16 protein-coding genes are annotated in these 16718 nt (G+C 60.6%); 7 read left to right on the plus strand and 9 right to left on the minus strand.

Translation table 11 applies throughout. The features are described 5' to 3' along the window. Positions 1-218 precede the first annotated feature (218 nt). Genes L4923_RS16195 through L4923_RS16205 form a run of 3 tightly spaced genes read right to left on the minus strand, consistent with a single transcriptional unit; the run spans position 219 to position 2931 of the window. Positions 219-1628, minus strand: a complete 1410-nt coding sequence (locus tag L4923_RS16195) for an ATP-binding protein (RefSeq protein WP_239366866.1) — start codon at positions 1626-1628, stop codon at positions 219-221. A 51-nt stretch (positions 1629-1679) separates the two neighbouring features. After that, positions 1680-2399, minus strand: coding sequence for a response regulator (locus L4923_RS16200; protein WP_239366868.1), 720 nt, complete (start codon positions 2397-2399; stop codon positions 1680-1682). Next, entirely contained in the window at positions 2386-2931 is a 546-nt protein-coding gene (locus L4923_RS16205) for a MarR family winged helix-turn-helix transcriptional regulator (RefSeq protein ID WP_239366977.1), read from the minus strand. Before L4923_RS16205 ends, L4923_RS16200 begins: the two co-directional genes overlap by 14 nt. A 240-nt stretch (positions 2932-3171) precedes the next feature. Between L4923_RS16205 and L4923_RS16210 the strand changes: the two genes are divergently transcribed. The 3 genes from L4923_RS16210 (at position 3172) to L4923_RS16220 (ending at position 5291) form a co-directional block, all read left to right on the plus strand. Continuing rightward, on the plus strand, positions 3172-4065 hold the full coding sequence (locus L4923_RS16210) for a branched-chain amino acid aminotransferase (protein WP_239366870.1): 894 nt from the start codon (positions 3172-3174) through the stop codon (positions 4063-4065). A 142-nt stretch (positions 4066-4207) separates the two neighbouring features. After that, positions 4208-4519: a hypothetical protein gene (locus tag L4923_RS16215; RefSeq protein ID WP_239366872.1), complete on the plus strand. Its 312-nt coding sequence runs from the start codon at positions 4208-4210 to the stop codon at positions 4517-4519. A gap of 130 nt (positions 4520-4649) precedes the next feature. Further along, on the plus strand, positions 4650-5291 hold the full coding sequence (locus L4923_RS16220) for an MBL fold metallo-hydrolase (protein WP_239366873.1): 642 nt from the start codon (positions 4650-4652) through the stop codon (positions 5289-5291). A 130-nt stretch (positions 5292-5421) separates the two neighbouring features. Here the strand turns inward: L4923_RS16220 and L4923_RS16225 are convergent, their stop codons facing one another. The 3 genes from L4923_RS16225 to L4923_RS16235 all read right to left on the minus strand — a co-directional run bounded on the left by L4923_RS16225 (position 5422) and on the right by L4923_RS16235 (position 6684). Next, positions 5422-5841, minus strand: a complete 420-nt coding sequence (locus L4923_RS16225; RefSeq protein WP_239366874.1) for a BA14K family protein — start codon at positions 5839-5841, stop codon at positions 5422-5424. Positions 5842-6047: 206 nt separating this feature from the next. After that, on the minus strand, positions 6048-6260 hold the full coding sequence (locus L4923_RS16230; protein ID WP_040970978.1) for a cold-shock protein: 213 nt from the start codon (positions 6258-6260) through the stop codon (positions 6048-6050). A gap of 211 nt (positions 6261-6471) precedes the next feature. After that, entirely contained in the window at positions 6472-6684 is a 213-nt protein-coding gene (locus L4923_RS16235) for a cold-shock protein (RefSeq protein WP_239366875.1), read from the minus strand. Positions 6685-7167: 483 nt separating this feature from the next. On the opposite strand from L4923_RS16235, the gene L4923_RS16240 reads away from it, so the two are divergent. Together L4923_RS16240 and L4923_RS16245 are read left to right on the plus strand one after the other, a co-directional pair. Then, positions 7168-7584: a Kazal-type serine protease inhibitor domain-containing protein gene (locus L4923_RS16240; protein ID WP_239366877.1), complete on the plus strand. Its 417-nt coding sequence runs from the start codon at positions 7168-7170 to the stop codon at positions 7582-7584. 230 nt (positions 7585-7814) lie between these two features. Further along, complete coding sequence (locus tag L4923_RS16245; RefSeq protein ID WP_239366879.1) at positions 7815-9518, plus strand: tetratricopeptide repeat-containing sulfotransferase family protein; 1704 nt, start codon at positions 7815-7817, stop codon at positions 9516-9518. Between the two features lie 171 nt (positions 9519-9689). On the opposite strand, the gene L4923_RS16250 is transcribed toward L4923_RS16245, so the two are convergent. Continuing rightward, positions 9690-10118: a VOC family protein gene (locus tag L4923_RS16250; RefSeq protein ID WP_239366881.1), complete on the minus strand. Its 429-nt coding sequence runs from the start codon at positions 10116-10118 to the stop codon at positions 9690-9692. Between the two features lie 24 nt (positions 10119-10142). After that, positions 10143-10334 carry a hypothetical protein gene (locus tag L4923_RS16255; protein ID WP_239366883.1) on the minus strand — a complete coding sequence of 64 codons (192 nt, stop codon included), beginning with the start codon at positions 10332-10334 and terminating at the stop codon, positions 10143-10145. A gap of 203 nt (positions 10335-10537) precedes the next feature. On the opposite strand from L4923_RS16255, the gene L4923_RS16260 reads away from it, so the two are divergent. After that, positions 10538-11587, plus strand: coding sequence for a serine hydrolase domain-containing protein (locus L4923_RS16260; protein WP_239366885.1), 1050 nt, complete (start codon positions 10538-10540; stop codon positions 11585-11587). Positions 11588-11700: 113 nt separating this feature from the next. Here L4923_RS16260 and uvrB read toward each other — a convergent pair whose 3' ends face one another. Continuing rightward, the gene (gene uvrB, locus L4923_RS16265; RefSeq protein ID WP_275448439.1) at positions 11701-14769 is read right to left on the minus strand and encodes an excinuclease ABC subunit UvrB; all 3069 of its coding nucleotides are present in this window, start codon (positions 14767-14769) and stop codon (positions 11701-11703) included. 313 nt (positions 14770-15082) lie between these two features. On the opposite strand from uvrB, the gene L4923_RS16270 reads away from it, so the two are divergent. After that, positions 15083-16513: an amidase gene (locus L4923_RS16270; protein ID WP_239366888.1), complete on the plus strand. Its 1431-nt coding sequence runs from the start codon at positions 15083-15085 to the stop codon at positions 16511-16513. Positions 16514-16718 lie beyond the last annotated feature (205 nt).

Genomic DNA, 16718 nt, shown 5'->3' on the forward strand with positions numbered 1-16718 from the left:
CCTCGCGCCAGTCCGGCCTGGCTGGCAGGATGCCGGGATCCAGGCGCCAGATCGAATCATGGACAATCGCGCGCTTCATGGGCGCTGTTGACCATGTTTTCATGACGCCGCGATGAATTCGCGCGCAGACAGCTTGAGGAGAGCCTGACGGTTGGCGCCGCGTATCCGTTGCGATGCGTAAAGAGGACTCTGCCCCTCCAGGGCTTTACGGCCGATGCTTAGGACGGCACCCTGATGATTGCGCGCAAGCCGCCGAGCGGGCTCTCCTCCAAGGTGATGTCGCCGCCATGGGTGCGGGCTATGTCGCGCGCAATGGAGAGGCCAAGGCCGGTACCGCTGGCGTCCAGGTTGCGCGCTTCGTCGAGCCGTACGAAGGGCTTGAACACCTCCTCACGCTTGTCGGGTGGAATGCCCGGCCCATCGTCGTCGATCGTCACGGTGAGGGAGCCGCGGCTGTTGACGGCCTTGATGTCGACGGTCTTGCCATAACGGAATGCATTGCCGGCGACATTCGACAGCAGCCGTTCGAAGGCGTTGGGGCGTACATGCACCAGTTTTGGCCCGCTGACGGTGGTGGTGAGCTTGCGCTTTCGCAGTCCTGCTTCGTCGCGCAGCTTTTGGAAATAGATCTCCAGATCGAAGTCGCCCTGGTCTTCGGAAGCCTCGCCACGCGCGAATGCCAGATAGCCCTCCAGCATCGACTGCATGTCCTGGATGTCCTGATTGAGCGCTTCGGTATCCGTGCGTTTTCCACCAATCAGAGCCAGTTGCAGCTTGAAGCGGGTGAGTACCGTGCGCAGGTCATGGCTGACGCCGGTCAGCATCGCCGTACGCTGTTCCATCTGGCGTTCGATGCGCTCGCGCATCTGGATGAAGGCAAAGCCGGCGCGCCGTACCTCCTCGGCGCCTCGCGGCCGGAAATCGCGTGGCATCGGCCGACCCTTGCCGAAACTCTCGGCAGCTTCGGTGAGAGCCAGGATCGGCCGGATCTGGTTGCGCAAGAACGGAATGGCGATCATCAGCAGCACCAGCGAGGCGCCGACCATCCAGATCAGGAAGACGATGGTGTTGGAAGCATAGGCCTGGCTGCGGCGGACAAAGACCCGCAGCACCTTGTCCTCGAGCTGGATACGGACCTCGATCACATTGGAATTGCCGACCGTGTCGATCCAGAAGGGGCGGTTGATCTGGCGGGTGATTTCGGCCGGCAACACATCGTCCAGGATCGAGAAGAAAGGCCGTGGCCCGGGCGGAGGCAAGGGGTCGGGCGGCAGAAGGTCGACCTTCAACTGCATGCGGTCCTGCGCGATGCGGATGATGTTGCCGTAGTCGGTTTCGCGCGGATAGGTCTCTATCAGGTCGACGACCGCGGCAATGTCACGGACCACGGCCTGCGACAGGCGCTGCGTCATCTGCTGCCAGTGCCGTTCCAGGAAAATGTAGGCAATGACCGATTGCAGAAGGATCATCGGCGCGATGACGATGATGAGCGAACGGGCATAGAGCCGCTTCGGCATGTAGTAGGAAACGCGCCGCCAGAACCGGCGCCAGCCGCGCGGCAGTGCGCCCAGCGTGCGCACGATGCGTCCGCCTTCTGGTTGCGGTCCCTGCAATTCCGATGTCGCCATTCACCTATCGCATGAAGCTGCCGCCGGTTTGCCGGGCGGCAGGTTCACATTCTATTCCACGCTCAGCCGATACCCAATACCGCGCACGGTCTGCAGCCAGACCGGGTTTGCCGGATCGCGCTCGATCTTGCGACGCAGGCGGTTGATCTGCACGTCGATGGTACGTTCGCCGACCTCCGAATCGTCGCCGACCAGTTCGTGCCGCGGAATCGTTTCGCCTGCGCGCGCGGCAAAGATCGCCAGGATCTCCTGTTCGCGGTCGGTCAGCTTGAGCGCCTCGCCGCCTTTCTTCAGCTCGCGCTTGGCGATCTGGAACGTGTAGGGGCCAAACACCAATTGCTCGACCTTGGGCGTGGTGGCCGGGCCGCCGCGACGCAGGATATTGTTGATGCGCAGGATCAGTTCACGCGGGTCGAAAGGTTTGGGCAGATAATCGTCGGCTCCGGCTTCCAGCCCGTTGATGCGGTTGTCGGTCTCCGACAGGGCCGTCAGCATCAGGATCGGAACATCCTTGTCGGTCCTGAGTGAGCGGGTGAGGTCGACGCCACTCTCGCCGGGCATCATGATGTCGAGCACCAGCAGGTCGAAGTCCAGGCCGATCAATTTGCGCCGTGCTTCATCGGCGTTGCCGGCCACGGTGACACGAAAACCGTTCTCAGTCAGATATTGCTTGAGCAGGTTGCGGATGCGGGTGTCGTCGTCGACCACCAGGAGATGCGGCGCATCGTCGTTCGGTGCGGGCGGCCTGTCGGCCCTCTCAATGTTCTCCATGATCGTTCCCTGACAGTTTCTGGGTAGGGTTCGCGGGCAAGATATCAATCTGCGCCCTTAGTTCCGGATTGACCATCGCCTTTAGGAACAATTCAATCGAAGCGCGGTTCCCCAAACCGGAATCTCCCAATGCCGTACGGATGCGGCGCGACTGTGGCCTTGCCAGCGCCAAAGCCAGCGCGCGGCCCTTTTCCGTCGGATAGAGTTCGCGTTGGCGGCGGTCACGCGGACCTGGAAGCTGAACGATATGGTCGGTGTCGATCAGTTGTTTGAGCACGCGTGCCAGTGATTGTTTGGTGATCTTGAGCACGTCCAGGAGTTCTGCCACCGTCAATCCCGGCCTGCGGTTGACGAAGTGCAGCACACGGTGGTGGGCGCGCCCGAAGCCATAGTCCGCCAGGATCTCGTCGGGATCGGAGGTGAAATCTCGGTAGGCGAAGAAGAACAATTCGATGATGCTGAAGTCGATGCCGTCCTGTTCACCTATCGGTGTTTTGATCGGTGCTCCCCGAACGGTCTTGCGGTCTGCCATGATGGTCCCGAGTTTAATCGAAAAATATGTCAGCATTATTGACGTATTTTTCAGACGGTGGTAATTTTCGATAAGCTTTAGGGCCGATTGCGCACGAAAAGGCAAGGCTGGAACACTTTCCGGGAACTTTTCGTCAGCAGCGACCAGACCTGCCGAAGCATCGCAGGTCACCCTCGAGCCGAATTGACAGCAACGCAACGTGACCACGCTGCGCAGCCCGCCTGCGCTCGGGAGGATTTTATGACGACTGTTCCTTTCGACCAACTGGATGGTTTCATCTGGATGAACGGCCAGTTCATCAAATGGGCCGAAGCGAAAGTTCATGTGCTGACGCACAGCCTGCATTATGGCGGCGCTGTCTTCGAGGGCGAACGCGCCTATGGCGGCGAGATCTTCAAGCTGACGGAGCACAGCCAGCGGCTCCATGAATCGGCCCGCATTCTCGGTTACACCATTCCTTACTCGGTGGCGGAGATTGACGATGCCTGCCGCAAGCTGTTGAAACTTCAGGGTTTCCAGGATGCTTATGTTCGGCCTATCGCTTGGCGTGGCAGCGAACAGACTTCGGTAGGCGCTCAGAACAATCGCATTCATTGCGCGATCGCCATCTGGCAGTGGCCGAGCTACTTCGATCCGGAACTGAAGATGAAAGGTTTGCGGCTCGACTGGGCCGAATACCGCCGGCCGGATCCATCCACGGCGCCGTCGAAGTCGAAGGCTTCGGGACTCTACATGATCTGCACCATGTCAAAGCACCTCGCGGAGGCCAAAGGTTATGCTGATGCGCTGATGCTCGACTGGCGCGGGCAGGTGGCTGAGGCGACCGGCGCCAATGTCTTCTTTGTAAAGGATGGGAAGCTGCACACGCCGATAGCGGACTGTTTCCTCGACGGCATCACGCGGCGCACCGTGATGGATCTGGCGCGCAGGCGCGGTATCGAGGTCGTCGAACGCGCCATTCTGCCGGAAGAGCTGGCAGGCTTCGAGGAGTGTTTCCTGACCGGTTCGGCGGCGGAAGTCACGCCGGTTAGCGAAGTTGGGCAGTACCGATTCGCCGTCGGCGCGATCAGCAGACTGCTTGTTCAGGACTATGCGGACGCGGTCCAACCCGTAAAAACGGTCGCTGCTGCCTAATAAAATTGGCAGTTTGTGTTCAAAGGGCAGTTATGCGCTGCTTTTTTGTAAGCGCATTTTACTGACATTTGACTTTCAACCGATTCGCGGTCTCATTTTGGTGCCTGCCTGCGGCGGCAGGCATCCAAGGAGGGACTACAGAATGGAAACACTTCTTCCGATCATCGTCCAGGTGATCAGCGGTATCATCGGCGGTCAGGCGGTGGGTGCAGCGCTGCAGCAGGCGGCAATGTCCCAGCTTCCCAAGATCCTCGGTGGTGCTATCGGTGGCGTCGGTGGCGCAGCCATCCTCGGCAGCCTTCTCGGCGGCGGAGCGGTTGATCCGGCTGCGGCAACAGCTGCCGCCAACGGCCTGGGCGGCGCGCTCAACCTCAACAACATCGTCGGCGGTGCCGGTGGCGGCGCGATCCTGACCGGCATCATCGGCCTGGTCATGAACGCGATGAAAAAATAAGCGCGACCATCACGAGTTTTAAGAATGGGCGGCTTTGGCCGCCCATTTCATTTGGCGCTTTGGATTTCCGCGAACTGGACGCAGAGGCCCGTAACCTCTAGGTGGAGGGGGAAGCCATCAAGGAGCCATCATGGGTCAGCTCAATGCCGGCATCGTGCCGGTCACGCCGTTCCAGCAGAACTGCACCATCCTTTTCGACGGCGACAGCAAGGTGGGAGTGGTCGTTGATCCTGGGGGCGATGTCGAGCGGATTCTGGCTGCAGTGCGGGACAACGCCATAGCGGTCGAGGCAATCTGGATTACGCATGGCCACATCGACCATGCCGGCGGTGCGATGGATCTCAAGGACGCGCTCGGTGTCGACATCATCGGCCCGCATGAAGACGACAAGCCACTGCTCGACAATCTGGAAAACCAGGCGCGCCGCTTCGGGATCACCGACACGATCCGCAACTGTGTGCCCGATCGCTTCCTGACGGAGGGCGAGAGCGTTTCGTTCGGTGAGCACATTTTCGAAGTGCTGCACTGCCCCGGGCATGCGCCCGGCCATGTCGTCTACTTCAATCGAGCCGCCCGGTTTGCCCATGTCGGCGATGTGCTGTTCCATGGTTCCGTCGGCCGCACGGACCTGCCTGGCGGCAGCCACGAGACGCTGATCCGGATGATCAAGGAAAAGCTCCTGCCGCTGGGCGACGATATCGGCTTCCTGTGCGGTCATGGCCCTGGCAGTCGCTTTGGCGACGAGCGCCGCTCCAACCCTTTCCTGACCTGAACGGACGCTTCCGGTGGAGCTCATGCGATCACGAAAAAAGCGCCGCTTGAAAGCGGCGCTTTTAGGGCGAGGCAGGGAACTTGAAATCCATCACACGGACGGAATGTCGAGATCGGCTTGATCGCGACGTTTAGTTGGCGACACAGAAGTGCTGCTGGCCATCATAGCCCGTGAATGTGCCGGAACGTGCGTTGAACGAGCGATAGCGGTTCCCGCAGTAATTGTACCATTCCGGGGTCCATGGCTCGATCCCGCCGGAATAGCGGTAATACTGCCTGACCACTGGCCGTGGGCGCACGACATAGCGAGGCCGCGGCTCATAATAATCGTAGTCGTCGTAATAGGCCGGCTCACGATAGCGCGGCTGCGACAATGCACCGGCGATCAGCGCGCCGGCGGCGAGACCGACCACACCGGCGGCAAGAGCATCGCCGCCACGGTGATGATGACGGCGCCAACGCCAGTCGTCTGCACTTGCAGGGGAAAAGGTCGCCAGCGTCGTCGCACCGACGGCGACGGACAGGATGGCAGCTTTGAAAAATCGGTTCATGACGGTCTCCTTGATCCCGGATCGCCCGCTTCTTCTGGAGGCGTCGTCCGGTCTTGCAGCCATTAATATGCGGTCGTGGCTGAACGGAGGCTGAACGGAATCGTCCTGAACGGGATCACCTTTTTGCGAACCGTCAAAAACGTCCCACCGCTTTCGTCTGCGGTGGGCGATGCTCTATCGGTCGACGTCGCCCGCGGGCGATCGGCTCAGCCGATGGTCAGATTGACCGCCTTGGGACCCTTGCCGCGCTTATCCGGCTCGGTATCGAAAGTCACTTTCTGTCCATCTTCAAGGCCAGGGAGTCCCGAAGCTTGCACGGCGGAAATATGAACGAAAACGTCCTTCGCTCCATCGTCCGGCGTAATGAAGCCGAAGCCCTTGGCATGATTGAAGAATTTGACAGTGCCGGTCTGCGGCATTGGGAAACTCCTTGTGAACCCCATCAGTCCAGTCTCCGGGCACAGAGTGTCCGAGACTGGAAATTTGTCGTTTATTTTGTCGGTATCGGCAAGAAAAACTTTTGCCGTAGGTTAGCCGAGAAGCCACCGATGTTTTGGCGGCATGAAAAAAGGCCCGACGAGGACCGTCGCGCCTTTCGAATTTGTTGCAAGAACGAAATTTCCAACGCCCTTAAGCCGCGTGCAGATTGACTGCCTTGGGGCCTTTACCCTTGCGGTCGGGTTCGACGTCGAAACTGACCTTCTGTCCATCGACCAGGGTGCGCAACCCCGAGGCCTCGACCGCGGAAATATGGACGAAGACGTCCTTGTCGCCGCCGTCGGGCGTGATGAAACCGAAGCCTTTGGTGGTGTTGAAGAACTTTACAGTACCGGTCTGGGCCATTGGAAAAACTCCCTCACCCGTTCAACGATGGGTTCCGCCCGTGGTCCTCAGCCGATGGGCAGTTCCCGGTGGCTTTTCGGCACTCATGCATTCGCGCATGACAAAACCCCCCGCCGAAAACGGGGCTGTCAGAGATTCACACTATCGGGGAAAGGGTCGTTCAAACGTTCCAGTCTCCGGGTCGCAAATGCCCGAACACGGAATCTATCGCACGGAAATGTGATCGTTGCAAGCTGGGGATCAGATACCAGATGCCCAGCATGCACTCGCTCTAGTCCCTCGAAAAGGCAAGGTCATCTGCCACAGATCGGGAACGATAGGCACAGAACCTGCTGGTACGGTTCATCTGACCGTTCACCAAGCCGGCAGCCCGCGCTTGCCTTGTCCGCCACGGGTCTATTCAATCGGGTCGACGTGGTCGCTAGGATCATAAGCGCCATGTCTCCGGCGCCTTGCGCCGGAAGGGGAGATGGAGAGAGGGCCATGACACTTTTGAGATTTTTCCTGCGGCCACGAAATTTGGCATTGGCTATCTTGGCTGTTGTACTTGCCGCTTGTACCGTCGTTGTGGACGAGGGGCCGGGGCCACGACCGCGGCCGCCTTATCCCGGACCCGGACCGCAACTCTGCACGCGCGAATACGAACCTGTCTGCGCGCGGCGCGGCGGCGACCGACAGACTTTCGCCAACGCCTGCATGGCACGGCGCTCCGGTTACCGTGTTATTGGCGACGGCCCATGTCGCGGCGGTGGTTGGGACGACGGTGGTGATCGACCGCAATTCTGCACGCGGGAATATGCGCCCGTCTGTGCTCGCCGCCACGGACAGTTGCAAACCTTCCCGAACAGCTGCGAAGCTCGCGCTGCCGGATGGCGTATCGTCGACGACGGCCCATGCTGAGTTCCATGTCCAGGCGCCGTATCTGTGGCGCCTGGACAGCTCCTTCGAACATGCCGCGCTTGAAACCGCCAGACGGATGGCCTAGAGCAATTCCAGGAAAAGTACGTGGCGGTTTCCGTCCGGAATTGCGTAAAAACAAAGAGTTAGAGTTTTCCGCGTTCCCGTAAAAGCGAAACGCTCTAGTCGCAACAGGCTTAGACGAACATGGCAGGTGTCCCATCAATCGGGCATTGAGAAGGCGCGATGGTGCCAAGGGTGGCTCCGGGCAACCGCCGCGTGGCGGCGACCTGGATCGTGCGGTCGCGCAGGCATTGCAGTTGCATCAGAGCGGGCGTTTGCCCGAAGCAGAAAACCTTTACCGGCAAGTGCTGGCCGCTAGGGCCAGTCATGCGGCCGCAGCGCATTTCCTGGGCCTTCTACTGCACCAGACAGGCCGCAGCGCCGAAGGGCTTGCCCTCATCGAACAATCGCTCAGAGCCGAGCCGAAGAATCCGGATTTCCTGAACAATTATGGGACGGTGTTGCGCGATGCAGGCCGTGCAGTTGCAGCGGCCGATCAGTTCCGAAAGGCAGTGGCGGCTAAGGCCGACCACGCTGCGGCGCGCGAAAACCTCGGTTCGACCTTACGCCAGATCGGCCATTTCGATGCCGCCGAAGAGGTTTTTCGTGCCACGGTCGGCCGCAATCCGTTCCATATGCGCGCCAGGGCCAGCCTTGCCGAGACGCAGCAGGAAGCGGGGCGGTTGGACGATGCGCTCGTCACTTTCCAGGAAGCGTTGGCGATCCGTCCGAAGGACGCCGAGCTCAATCATGGCTACGGCGTTGGGCTGATGGAGAAAGGCCGCCTTGCGGAGGCTGCCGAGCACTTCCGCATCGCGCTTGCCGCCAATCCTGGGCAGGCCAAGTCCTGGTTGATGCTCTCGCAGGTCAAGCCGCAGCGAGAACGCGACGAGGAATTGGCGGCCATGGAGGCGCAGCACGCCAAAGCGCCGGCCGACAGCCTGGCGCGCATGCAGCTTTCCTTCGGCCTTGGCAAGGCGCATGACGATCTCAAGAACTATGACAAGGCCTTCGACTATTTCGCTGAGGGCAACGCGGTCCGCCGCAAAGGCCTAACCTACGACGCGGCGAAGACACGTGCCGAATTCGAAGCGATGAAAGCGACCTTTACCAAGGCGTTTTTCGAGAAGCACAGGCCCAGCGCGATCGAGGACGATACGCCCATCTTCGTCGTCGGCATGCCGCGATCCGGTACCACGCTGGTCGAGCAGATCATCGCAAGTCATCCACAGGTATTCGGCGCCGGCGAGCTCACCATTCTCAAGACGGCGGTGGGCAAGGGGTTCCCCCTCGATATGAAAGGCGGTTTCCCGGCCGGTATCGTCGATATGCCGGACAAGGCCTTCGCCGATGCCGGCCACGATTATTTGGACATGCTGCATGCCCGCTATCCCGGCTTGAAACATGTCACCGACAAGATGCCGGGTAACTTCCTTTTGGTGGGTTTCCTGCATCTGATGCTGCCCAATGCCAAGATCGTGCATTGCAGCCGCAATGCCGTGGCGACGTGCCTGTCGATCTTCAAGTCGCATTTCCGGGGCGACGGCCATCTTTACGGTTACGACCTCACCGAGCTGGCCGATTTCCACAATCTCTATGTGGATATGATGGCGCATTGGCACGCAGTTCTGCCAGGCGTCGTGCATGATGTGCGCTATGAGGATTTCGTAGCCGACCAGGAAGGGCAGAGCCGCGCGTTGATCGACTATCTCGGCTTGCCCTGGAGTGACGCCGTCCTCTCGTTCCATGAAAATGAGCGGCAGGTGCGTACGGCTTCTGCCGCGCAGGTACGCCAGCCGATGTACAAGGGGTCCGTGGATCTGTGGAAGCGCTATGGCGATCGGCTTGATCCGTTGATCCAGCGGTTGAAGTAGCAATTCCACCAAAAAACAAACCGCCAGATCGTCGATCGGAATCCGATCATATCGACCGATATTCCGATCTCTCCCTCAGTTTTCGCATGATCTTGTCTCTTGGGATCATGCTTCAGGGATACGATCCGGCGGCGGGAAGCCTGCCTCCTGTTTGGAGAAGGTGACCTCTGGCTACTTGATTGGGGCGTTCATCGCCCAGTTGACGCCGAATGGGTCGCGCAGGCTTCCCCAGCGATCGCCCCAGAACATCTCCTGCAGCGGACTTTCGATGTCGCAGCCAGCATCAACCGCGCGGCTCCACCAGCCATCGATGTTGTCGGCCTGAAGGATAAGCTGCATCGTATAGCCTTGCGCCGCTTTGTGCGGATGGCCGTGCTCGGGATAAGCGTCGCTGAGCATCAGCGAAGAGCCGTTGATGTAGAGATGGATGTGCATGGTGCGCCCCTGCTCATCCGGCGGATAGGAGAATACTTCTTCGGCGCCGAAGGCGCGCTTGTAGAATTCAGCGGCCTTCACGGCGCCGTCCACCTGCAGGTAAGCGATCAGGCCGCCGAGCACCTGCGGGCGTGGATATTCGGTCTGTGCGGTCGTGTCGTTCATGGGGCTCTCCTCTGATTATGGGTTTCAGCGTATCGCTACCAACAGGCCTACCAAACCGTGGTGGTGGTGGTTCGTGCGTCCGTCCGCTGCCTCAGTCAAACCGATGTCCTTGCGCAGTTCGAGCGGCAGTGAACGCAACGTGCGTTCGGTACGGGCACGGGTGCGCGCCGCCGAGTATTCGGTCGCGATGCGACCAATGGATGACAGGATCGACATGGTGCATTCTCCCTTTGCTTGGCGGCGGCATTATCGCGCCGACAGCATAATGACGGTCGGCGCAGCGCCATTCCGACAGGGGCACGAAAAATTTTTTTCGAGCTGATTGCGGGTGCCCCCGCGGACGGTCATTTCCGTGTGAGGATCGTGTCAAAGTGGCGGTGCTTCATGGTTTGGCCATCAGGAACCCGTAGCGGGGCATCATGAACAGACGATCCGCTCTTGCTTTGGCGCTTGCCCCGACCCTTCTTTCACCAAGGTCGGTGTTGGCGCAGTTGGCTGAGCCTCCGTCCGTTCCGTTGCGTTCGCCAGGTCTGGCCGATGCACTGGATCGCGCCAACGTGCTGACACCGTTGAAGGCGATTCTTGTTTCCAAGGACGGAAAAACCCTGGCCGAGCGCGGTTACAATGGTCGAAACCCAGCCGCGTCGACCAATATCAAGTCGGCCTCGAAGACGGTCATGTCTGCTCTCGTAGGGATCGCCATCGCCAAGGGAGTTCTGGAGGGGACGGACCAGAAGGTAGCGCCGTTGCTCGAGCGGGATCTTCCACCAAATCCTGATCCGCGCCTGAACGCGATCACGATCGGTCATCTGTTGTCGATGCAGGCGGGGCTCGACCGTACCTCAGGGCCGAATTACGGACGCTGGGTGGCGAGCCGGAACTGGGTGCGCGCAGCTCTCGCCGAGCCCTTCGTGGACGAGCCGGGCGGGCGCATGCTTTATTCCACGGCCTCGACACATCTTCTGTCGGCGATCCTGACGCGCAGGAGCGGCCGCTCCACCCTCGATCTGGCTCGCCACTGGTTGAGGCCGTTGAACGGTTTTTCGATCGCTTCCTGGGGACGAGATCCTCAAGGCATATATTTTGGCGGCAACCAGATGGCGATGAGCGCGCGTTCATTGCTGGTTTTCGGTGAGCTCTACCGCAATGGCGGCAAGACACCGGATGGGCGGCAGCTCATATCGCCAGACTGGATAGCCGAGTCCTGGCGGCAGCGTACAACCTCGCAGTTCAGCGGCGATGGTTACGGCTATGGCTGGTTCCTACGCAGCATCGCTGGCCAGGATGTGAAATATGCCTGGGGTTATGGCGGTCAGATGCTTTACGTCGTTCCGGCGCTTGGTCTGACCGTCGTGATGACTTCGGAAGAAGCCCATCCTTCGGCGGTCACCGGCTATCGGGACGAATTGCACAGTCTACTTGGCACCATCATCGTCGCAATCCAAGCGCGCCCAACTGAGAACGAATAGTTGGCATTCTTTAGAGCATTTTGTGGCCAAGTGGAATCACTTGGCGTTACAAAAAATGCGACGAAAACAAAAACTTAGAGCGTTTCCGCGTTTCCGTGAAAAACGGAAACGCCCTAGTGACCGGGCCTGCCGGTTTTCCCCGGCCGGCGCTTCTGCCTGGCTTTGTCCGCCGGGTCCTCGTAGGAGCCGATGCCTGCGCGTTCGCGTACGATCGGCTTCACGTCATCCGGCTTGACCGGACGCTTGCCCTCGACCGGCTTTTCTGTGCGTCGCACCGTCATTTCATCGAGCGAGTTCTTGCGGAACAAGGTTTTTCCGTCGTCCGGCGTACCGTAGTCTGAACCATGCGCTTCCTTCGCGCTCTGCTTCTTGAACAGCGAACGCGAGACCGCGCCGGCAGGCGTCGGCATGTCTGTTCCAGGGCCCATATCGTCGATCGAAGGTTTCTGGAACAGTGGTTTCTTCACTGGCACCGCGCCATCGGCGCCCATCTCATCGAGATGCGGCTTGCGGAACAGGCTGGGGCGGGCAGCCTTGGCCGCTTCCTCGGCGGCGCGTGCTTCGTCGAGCTTGCGGAAACGTTCCTGTTCTTCGGCCGTACGGTGCTTGGCGACACCTTTGTTGTGCTTGCCTTTCTCTCGGCCTGAAACGGGGCTTTGCCTTTCCACTTCGCGTGCCAGCGGGTCGTCGGAAATGGCAAGCTCCATTTCGCGCAGCCGCTTGATCTCGTCGCGGATCCGGGCAGCCTTTTCGAAATCGAGATTGGCGGCGGCATCGCGCATCTGCTTGTCGAGCGCTTCCAGATGGGCCTTGAGGTTGTTGCCCATCATCGCGCCGGCATTGTCGGTGAACTGCGAGATATCGGCGCGAACGTGGTCCTTCTCGTAGACCGAATCCAGGATGTCGGCGATGCGCGATTTCACGCTTTCCGGGGTGATGCCGTTGGCGGCATTGTATTCCATCTGCTTTTCGCGGCGACGGTTGGTCTCCGCCATCGCGCGTTCCATCGAGCCGGTAACGGTGTCGGCATAGAGGATGACCTTGCCGTCGACGTTACGCGCGGCACGACCGATGGTCTGGATCAGGGAGGTCTCTGAACGCAGGAAGCCTTCCTTGTCGGCATCGAGGATGGCGACGAAACCGCATTCAGGAATGTCGAGACCTTCGCGCAGCAGGTTGATGCCGACCAGCACGTCGAATGCGCCGAGGCGCAGGTCGCGCAGGATCTCGATGCGTTCCAGCGTGTCGATATCGGAATGCATGTAGCGCACGCGAATGCCGTTCTCGTGCAGATATTCGGTCAGGTCTTCGGCCATGCGCTTGGTCAGCACCGTCACCAGCGTGCGATAACCCTTGGCGGTGGTCTCGCGGATCTCGCCGACGACGTCGTCGACCTGGCTCTTGGCTGGGCGCACTTCGACAGGCGGGTCGATCAGGCCGGTCGGGCGAATGACCTGTTCGGCGAAGACGCCTCCCGACTGCTCCAGCTCCCAGGCGCCGGGCGTGGCCGAGACGCCGATGGTAAGCGGACGCATGGCATCCCATTCCTCGAACCGCAACGGCCGGTTGTCCATGCAGGAGGGCAGTCGGAAGCCATACTCCGCCAGCGTCGCCTTGCGCCGGAAGTCGCCTCGATACATGCCGCCGATCTGCGGGATGGTGACATGGCTTTCGTCGATGAAGATCAGTGCGTTGTCCGGCACATATTCGAACAGAGTTGGCGGCGGGTCGCCCGGGTTGCGGCCGGTGAGATAGCGCGAATAATTCTCGATCCCGGCGCAGCTTCCGGTTGCCTCGAGCATTTCGAGGTCGAAGCGCGTTCGTTGCTCCAGGCGCTGTGCCTCCAGCAGGCGTCCGGCTCGCTCCAATTCTGCAAGTCGATGCTGCAACTCTTCCTTGATCGACTTGATGGCCTGGTTGAGCGTCGGGCGCGGCGTCACATAGTGCGAATTGGCGTAGATCTTGACGCTCTTCAGGTCTCCGGTCTTCTGACCGGTCAGCGGGTCGAATTCGGTGATCGACTCGATCTCATCGCCGAACATGGAGATGCGCCATGCACGGTCCTCGAGGTGGGCCGGAAAGATCTCGATCGTATCGCCGCGCACACGGAACGAGCCACGCACGAAATTGACGTCCTGGCGCTTGTATTGCTGCGCGACCAGGTCGGCGAGCAACTGCCGCTGATCGAGGCGGTCGCCGATCGTCATCTGGAAGGTCATTGCCGTATAGGTTTCGACCGAACCGATACCGTAGATGCAGGACACCGAGGCGACGATTATGACGTCGTCGCGTTCAAGCAGGGAACGCGTTGCCGAGTGGCGCATGCGGTCGATCTGCTCGTTGATCGAGCTTTCCTTCTCGATATAGGTGTCCGTCCGGGGAACGTAGGCTTCCGGCTGATAGTAGTCGTAGTAGGAGACGAAATACTCGACAGCATTCTCGGGGAAGAACTTCTTGAACTCGGCATAGAGCTGGGCGGCCAGTGTCTTGTTCGGTGCCAGGATCAGGGCAGGCCGCTGCGTCTCCTCAATGACCTTGGCCATTGTGAAGGTCTTGCCCGAACCGGTGACGCCGAGCAGCACCTGGGTGCGGTCCTCGTTGGCGACACCCTCGACCAGATCCTTGATGGCTGTCGGCTGGTCACCCGACGGCTTGAACTCGGTCTCCATCTTGATGGCGATGCCGCCTTCGGATTTCTCCGGGCGCTCGGGGCGGTGCGGTGTCCACAACACGCCGTTCTTGTGAAGAGGGTTGCCGCTCTCGATCAGGTCGGCCAACGCTTGGACGGTGGCGGTGACGCCGGTATTGGAAAGCGAGGCGGCTTCCTCAAGGCTTATATCGAGACCAGCCACCGGATTGAGGCCGGCAGCAGCCCGCTCCTTGGCAGAGGCGGCGCCGCCCATGGACGTGCCACGCGCCGTACGGGTCGGCGCGGCGCTCTTTTCCGGCACTTTCTTGGGTTTCGGCCCTGTCTTCTCGGCTTCCTTGGAGATCTGCTCGGCCCAGTCCGAAATGGAGCCCTTCAGCGGCGCGCCGGTGAATTCGGCCTGCTGCACTTCCTCGAAGCCACCGCGGTGCAGCGGTTCCGAGGCGTCGAGGTAGTCGGTGATGGGGTTGCCGCGCTTACGCGGTGGGGAGCGATCCTCCGGGCGAGGCGGGTTCTTTTCAGGGGATTTGGCCATGTTTGGAATATGGGAGGAGTCCGCCGGAATGGGAAGAGCCTAAAGGTTTGGACCGATATTTCGGCGGCATGTTCAGGGGTATTGCTGACATGAGGCTGTCAGGAGCCGGCAGGAGCGGGAGGCCGGGATCATTTGTATGCGCGAAACTACCAGAGTCTCGAGTCCGGGTCGCCGCTGGTCCGGCAGAGATGACCCGTCTGCTCCATCCAGCCGGTCGGCAGTGATCCTATGTTGTTTCCACTGAGAGCAGTGACCGGACCCGCCGGTATCCAACTGGCCCGGTCGCCACCATTCTTCTGGGAGGAGGAATCTCGTGACGAAATTGCAAGACGTCTATGTGCAATCCGATGCGCTCGGCGTGGCGGAGTTGGTACGAAGTGGCGAAGTCTCGCCGCTGGAAGTGATCGAAACCGCAGTCACACTGATCGAGCAGCTCAATCCCCGGCTGAACGCGGTCGTCCACCGGCTTTATGACATGGGGCGAGCGGCGGCAGCCGAGGTCGACCGTGCGGCTCCGTTCGCCGGTGTGCCGTTCCTGGCCAAGGAACTCGGCAGCTCGTGGCAGGGCGCGCCGCTGACCAATTCCTCGTCCTACATGAAAGACCTCATTGCCGAGGCGGATTCCGAGACGGTGCGGCGCGCGAAGGCGGCGGGTTTCGTTCTTGTCGGCAAGTCGAACGCGCCGGAAAACGGCTGGTCGATCTCGACCGAACCGAAACTCTATGGCGCGACCATCAATCCGTGGAAAGAGGGGATCACCGCGGGCGGCTCCAGCGGTGGCACGGCGGCGGCGGTCGCGTCTCGCATGGTGCAGATCAGCGAGGCGAGTGATGGCGCCGGCTCCATCCGCATCCCAGCTTCCTGCTGCGGCATAGTCGGCCTGAAGCCCTCGCGTGGCCGCGTGACGCTCGCTCCTGACGGCGATTTTTGGTACGGTGGTGCTTATTTCCTGTGCCATTCGCGCACGGTGCGCGACACTGCCGCCTATCTCGACGCAGTGGCTGGCGCGCTGCCGGGCGATGCCTATGTGCCCCCGAGGCCCGTCGAAAGCTGGCTGGAACTGTCACGGCGGGTGCCGAAGCGACTGCGCGTCGGCTACACCGTGACCTCGAACAATGGCACCTCTGTCGACCCGCAGGTTGTGGCCGCGGTCGTCGCCACCGCCAAGGCGCTGGAAGGCCTTGGGCATGACGTGGAGGAGCATGACATGGCCCTCGACGGCAATGACGCCTGGAGCACCTATTGCCATATGGTGCCGGTCGAAACAGCGGCGATGTTCGAAAAACTGGCTGGCGCAATCGGACGGCCGGTCACCCAAGAGGACGTCGAGCCGATCACCTGGGCGATTATCGAGCGCGGCCGGTCGATCAGCGGGATCGACCATGTGCGCGATGTCGAGAAGCTAAGGCAGCTCAGCCGTGCGATCGCGCAGGACCTTTCGCCCTTCGACATCTATGTCACCCCGACGTTGACGCAATTGCCTCGTCCGATGGGTTACTACGACATGTCGATGACGGATCTAGACCGCTACAATGCCAGGTGGGCGGATGCCGGCTTCGCCTATCCGTTCAACATTTCCGGTCTGCCGGCGATTTCGCTGCCGCTCGGCTGGTCGCAAGAAGGCATTCCGATCGGTGTGCAACTCGTTGGCCGTTATGGTGACGAAGCAGCTGTACTGGCCGTCTCAAGCCAACTCGAACAGGCAATGCCGTGGAAGGGCAGGCGTCCACCGATCTGCGCCTGAGCCGAGCGTAGAATTGTTCCTTACCGAGTCTGCTGTCGAAAGCTCCAATCCTGACACATTTCCCGCCTATGGTCGGCTCCATCGGACGGCCTTCAGGTGCCGTTAAACCGCTGTCACGGTTACATAACGAAAGCCTGAAATGAACCGTGATCAGGTCCCTATTGCAGTGCAACATAGCGGAACCTAATTTGCGGCCGTCTTGGTG

Origin of the sequence: Terribium retamae, assembly GCF_022347545.1 — a bacterium.
Taxonomy (GTDB): Bacteria; Pseudomonadota; Alphaproteobacteria; order Rhizobiales; family Rhizobiaceae; genus Mesorhizobium; species Mesorhizobium retamae.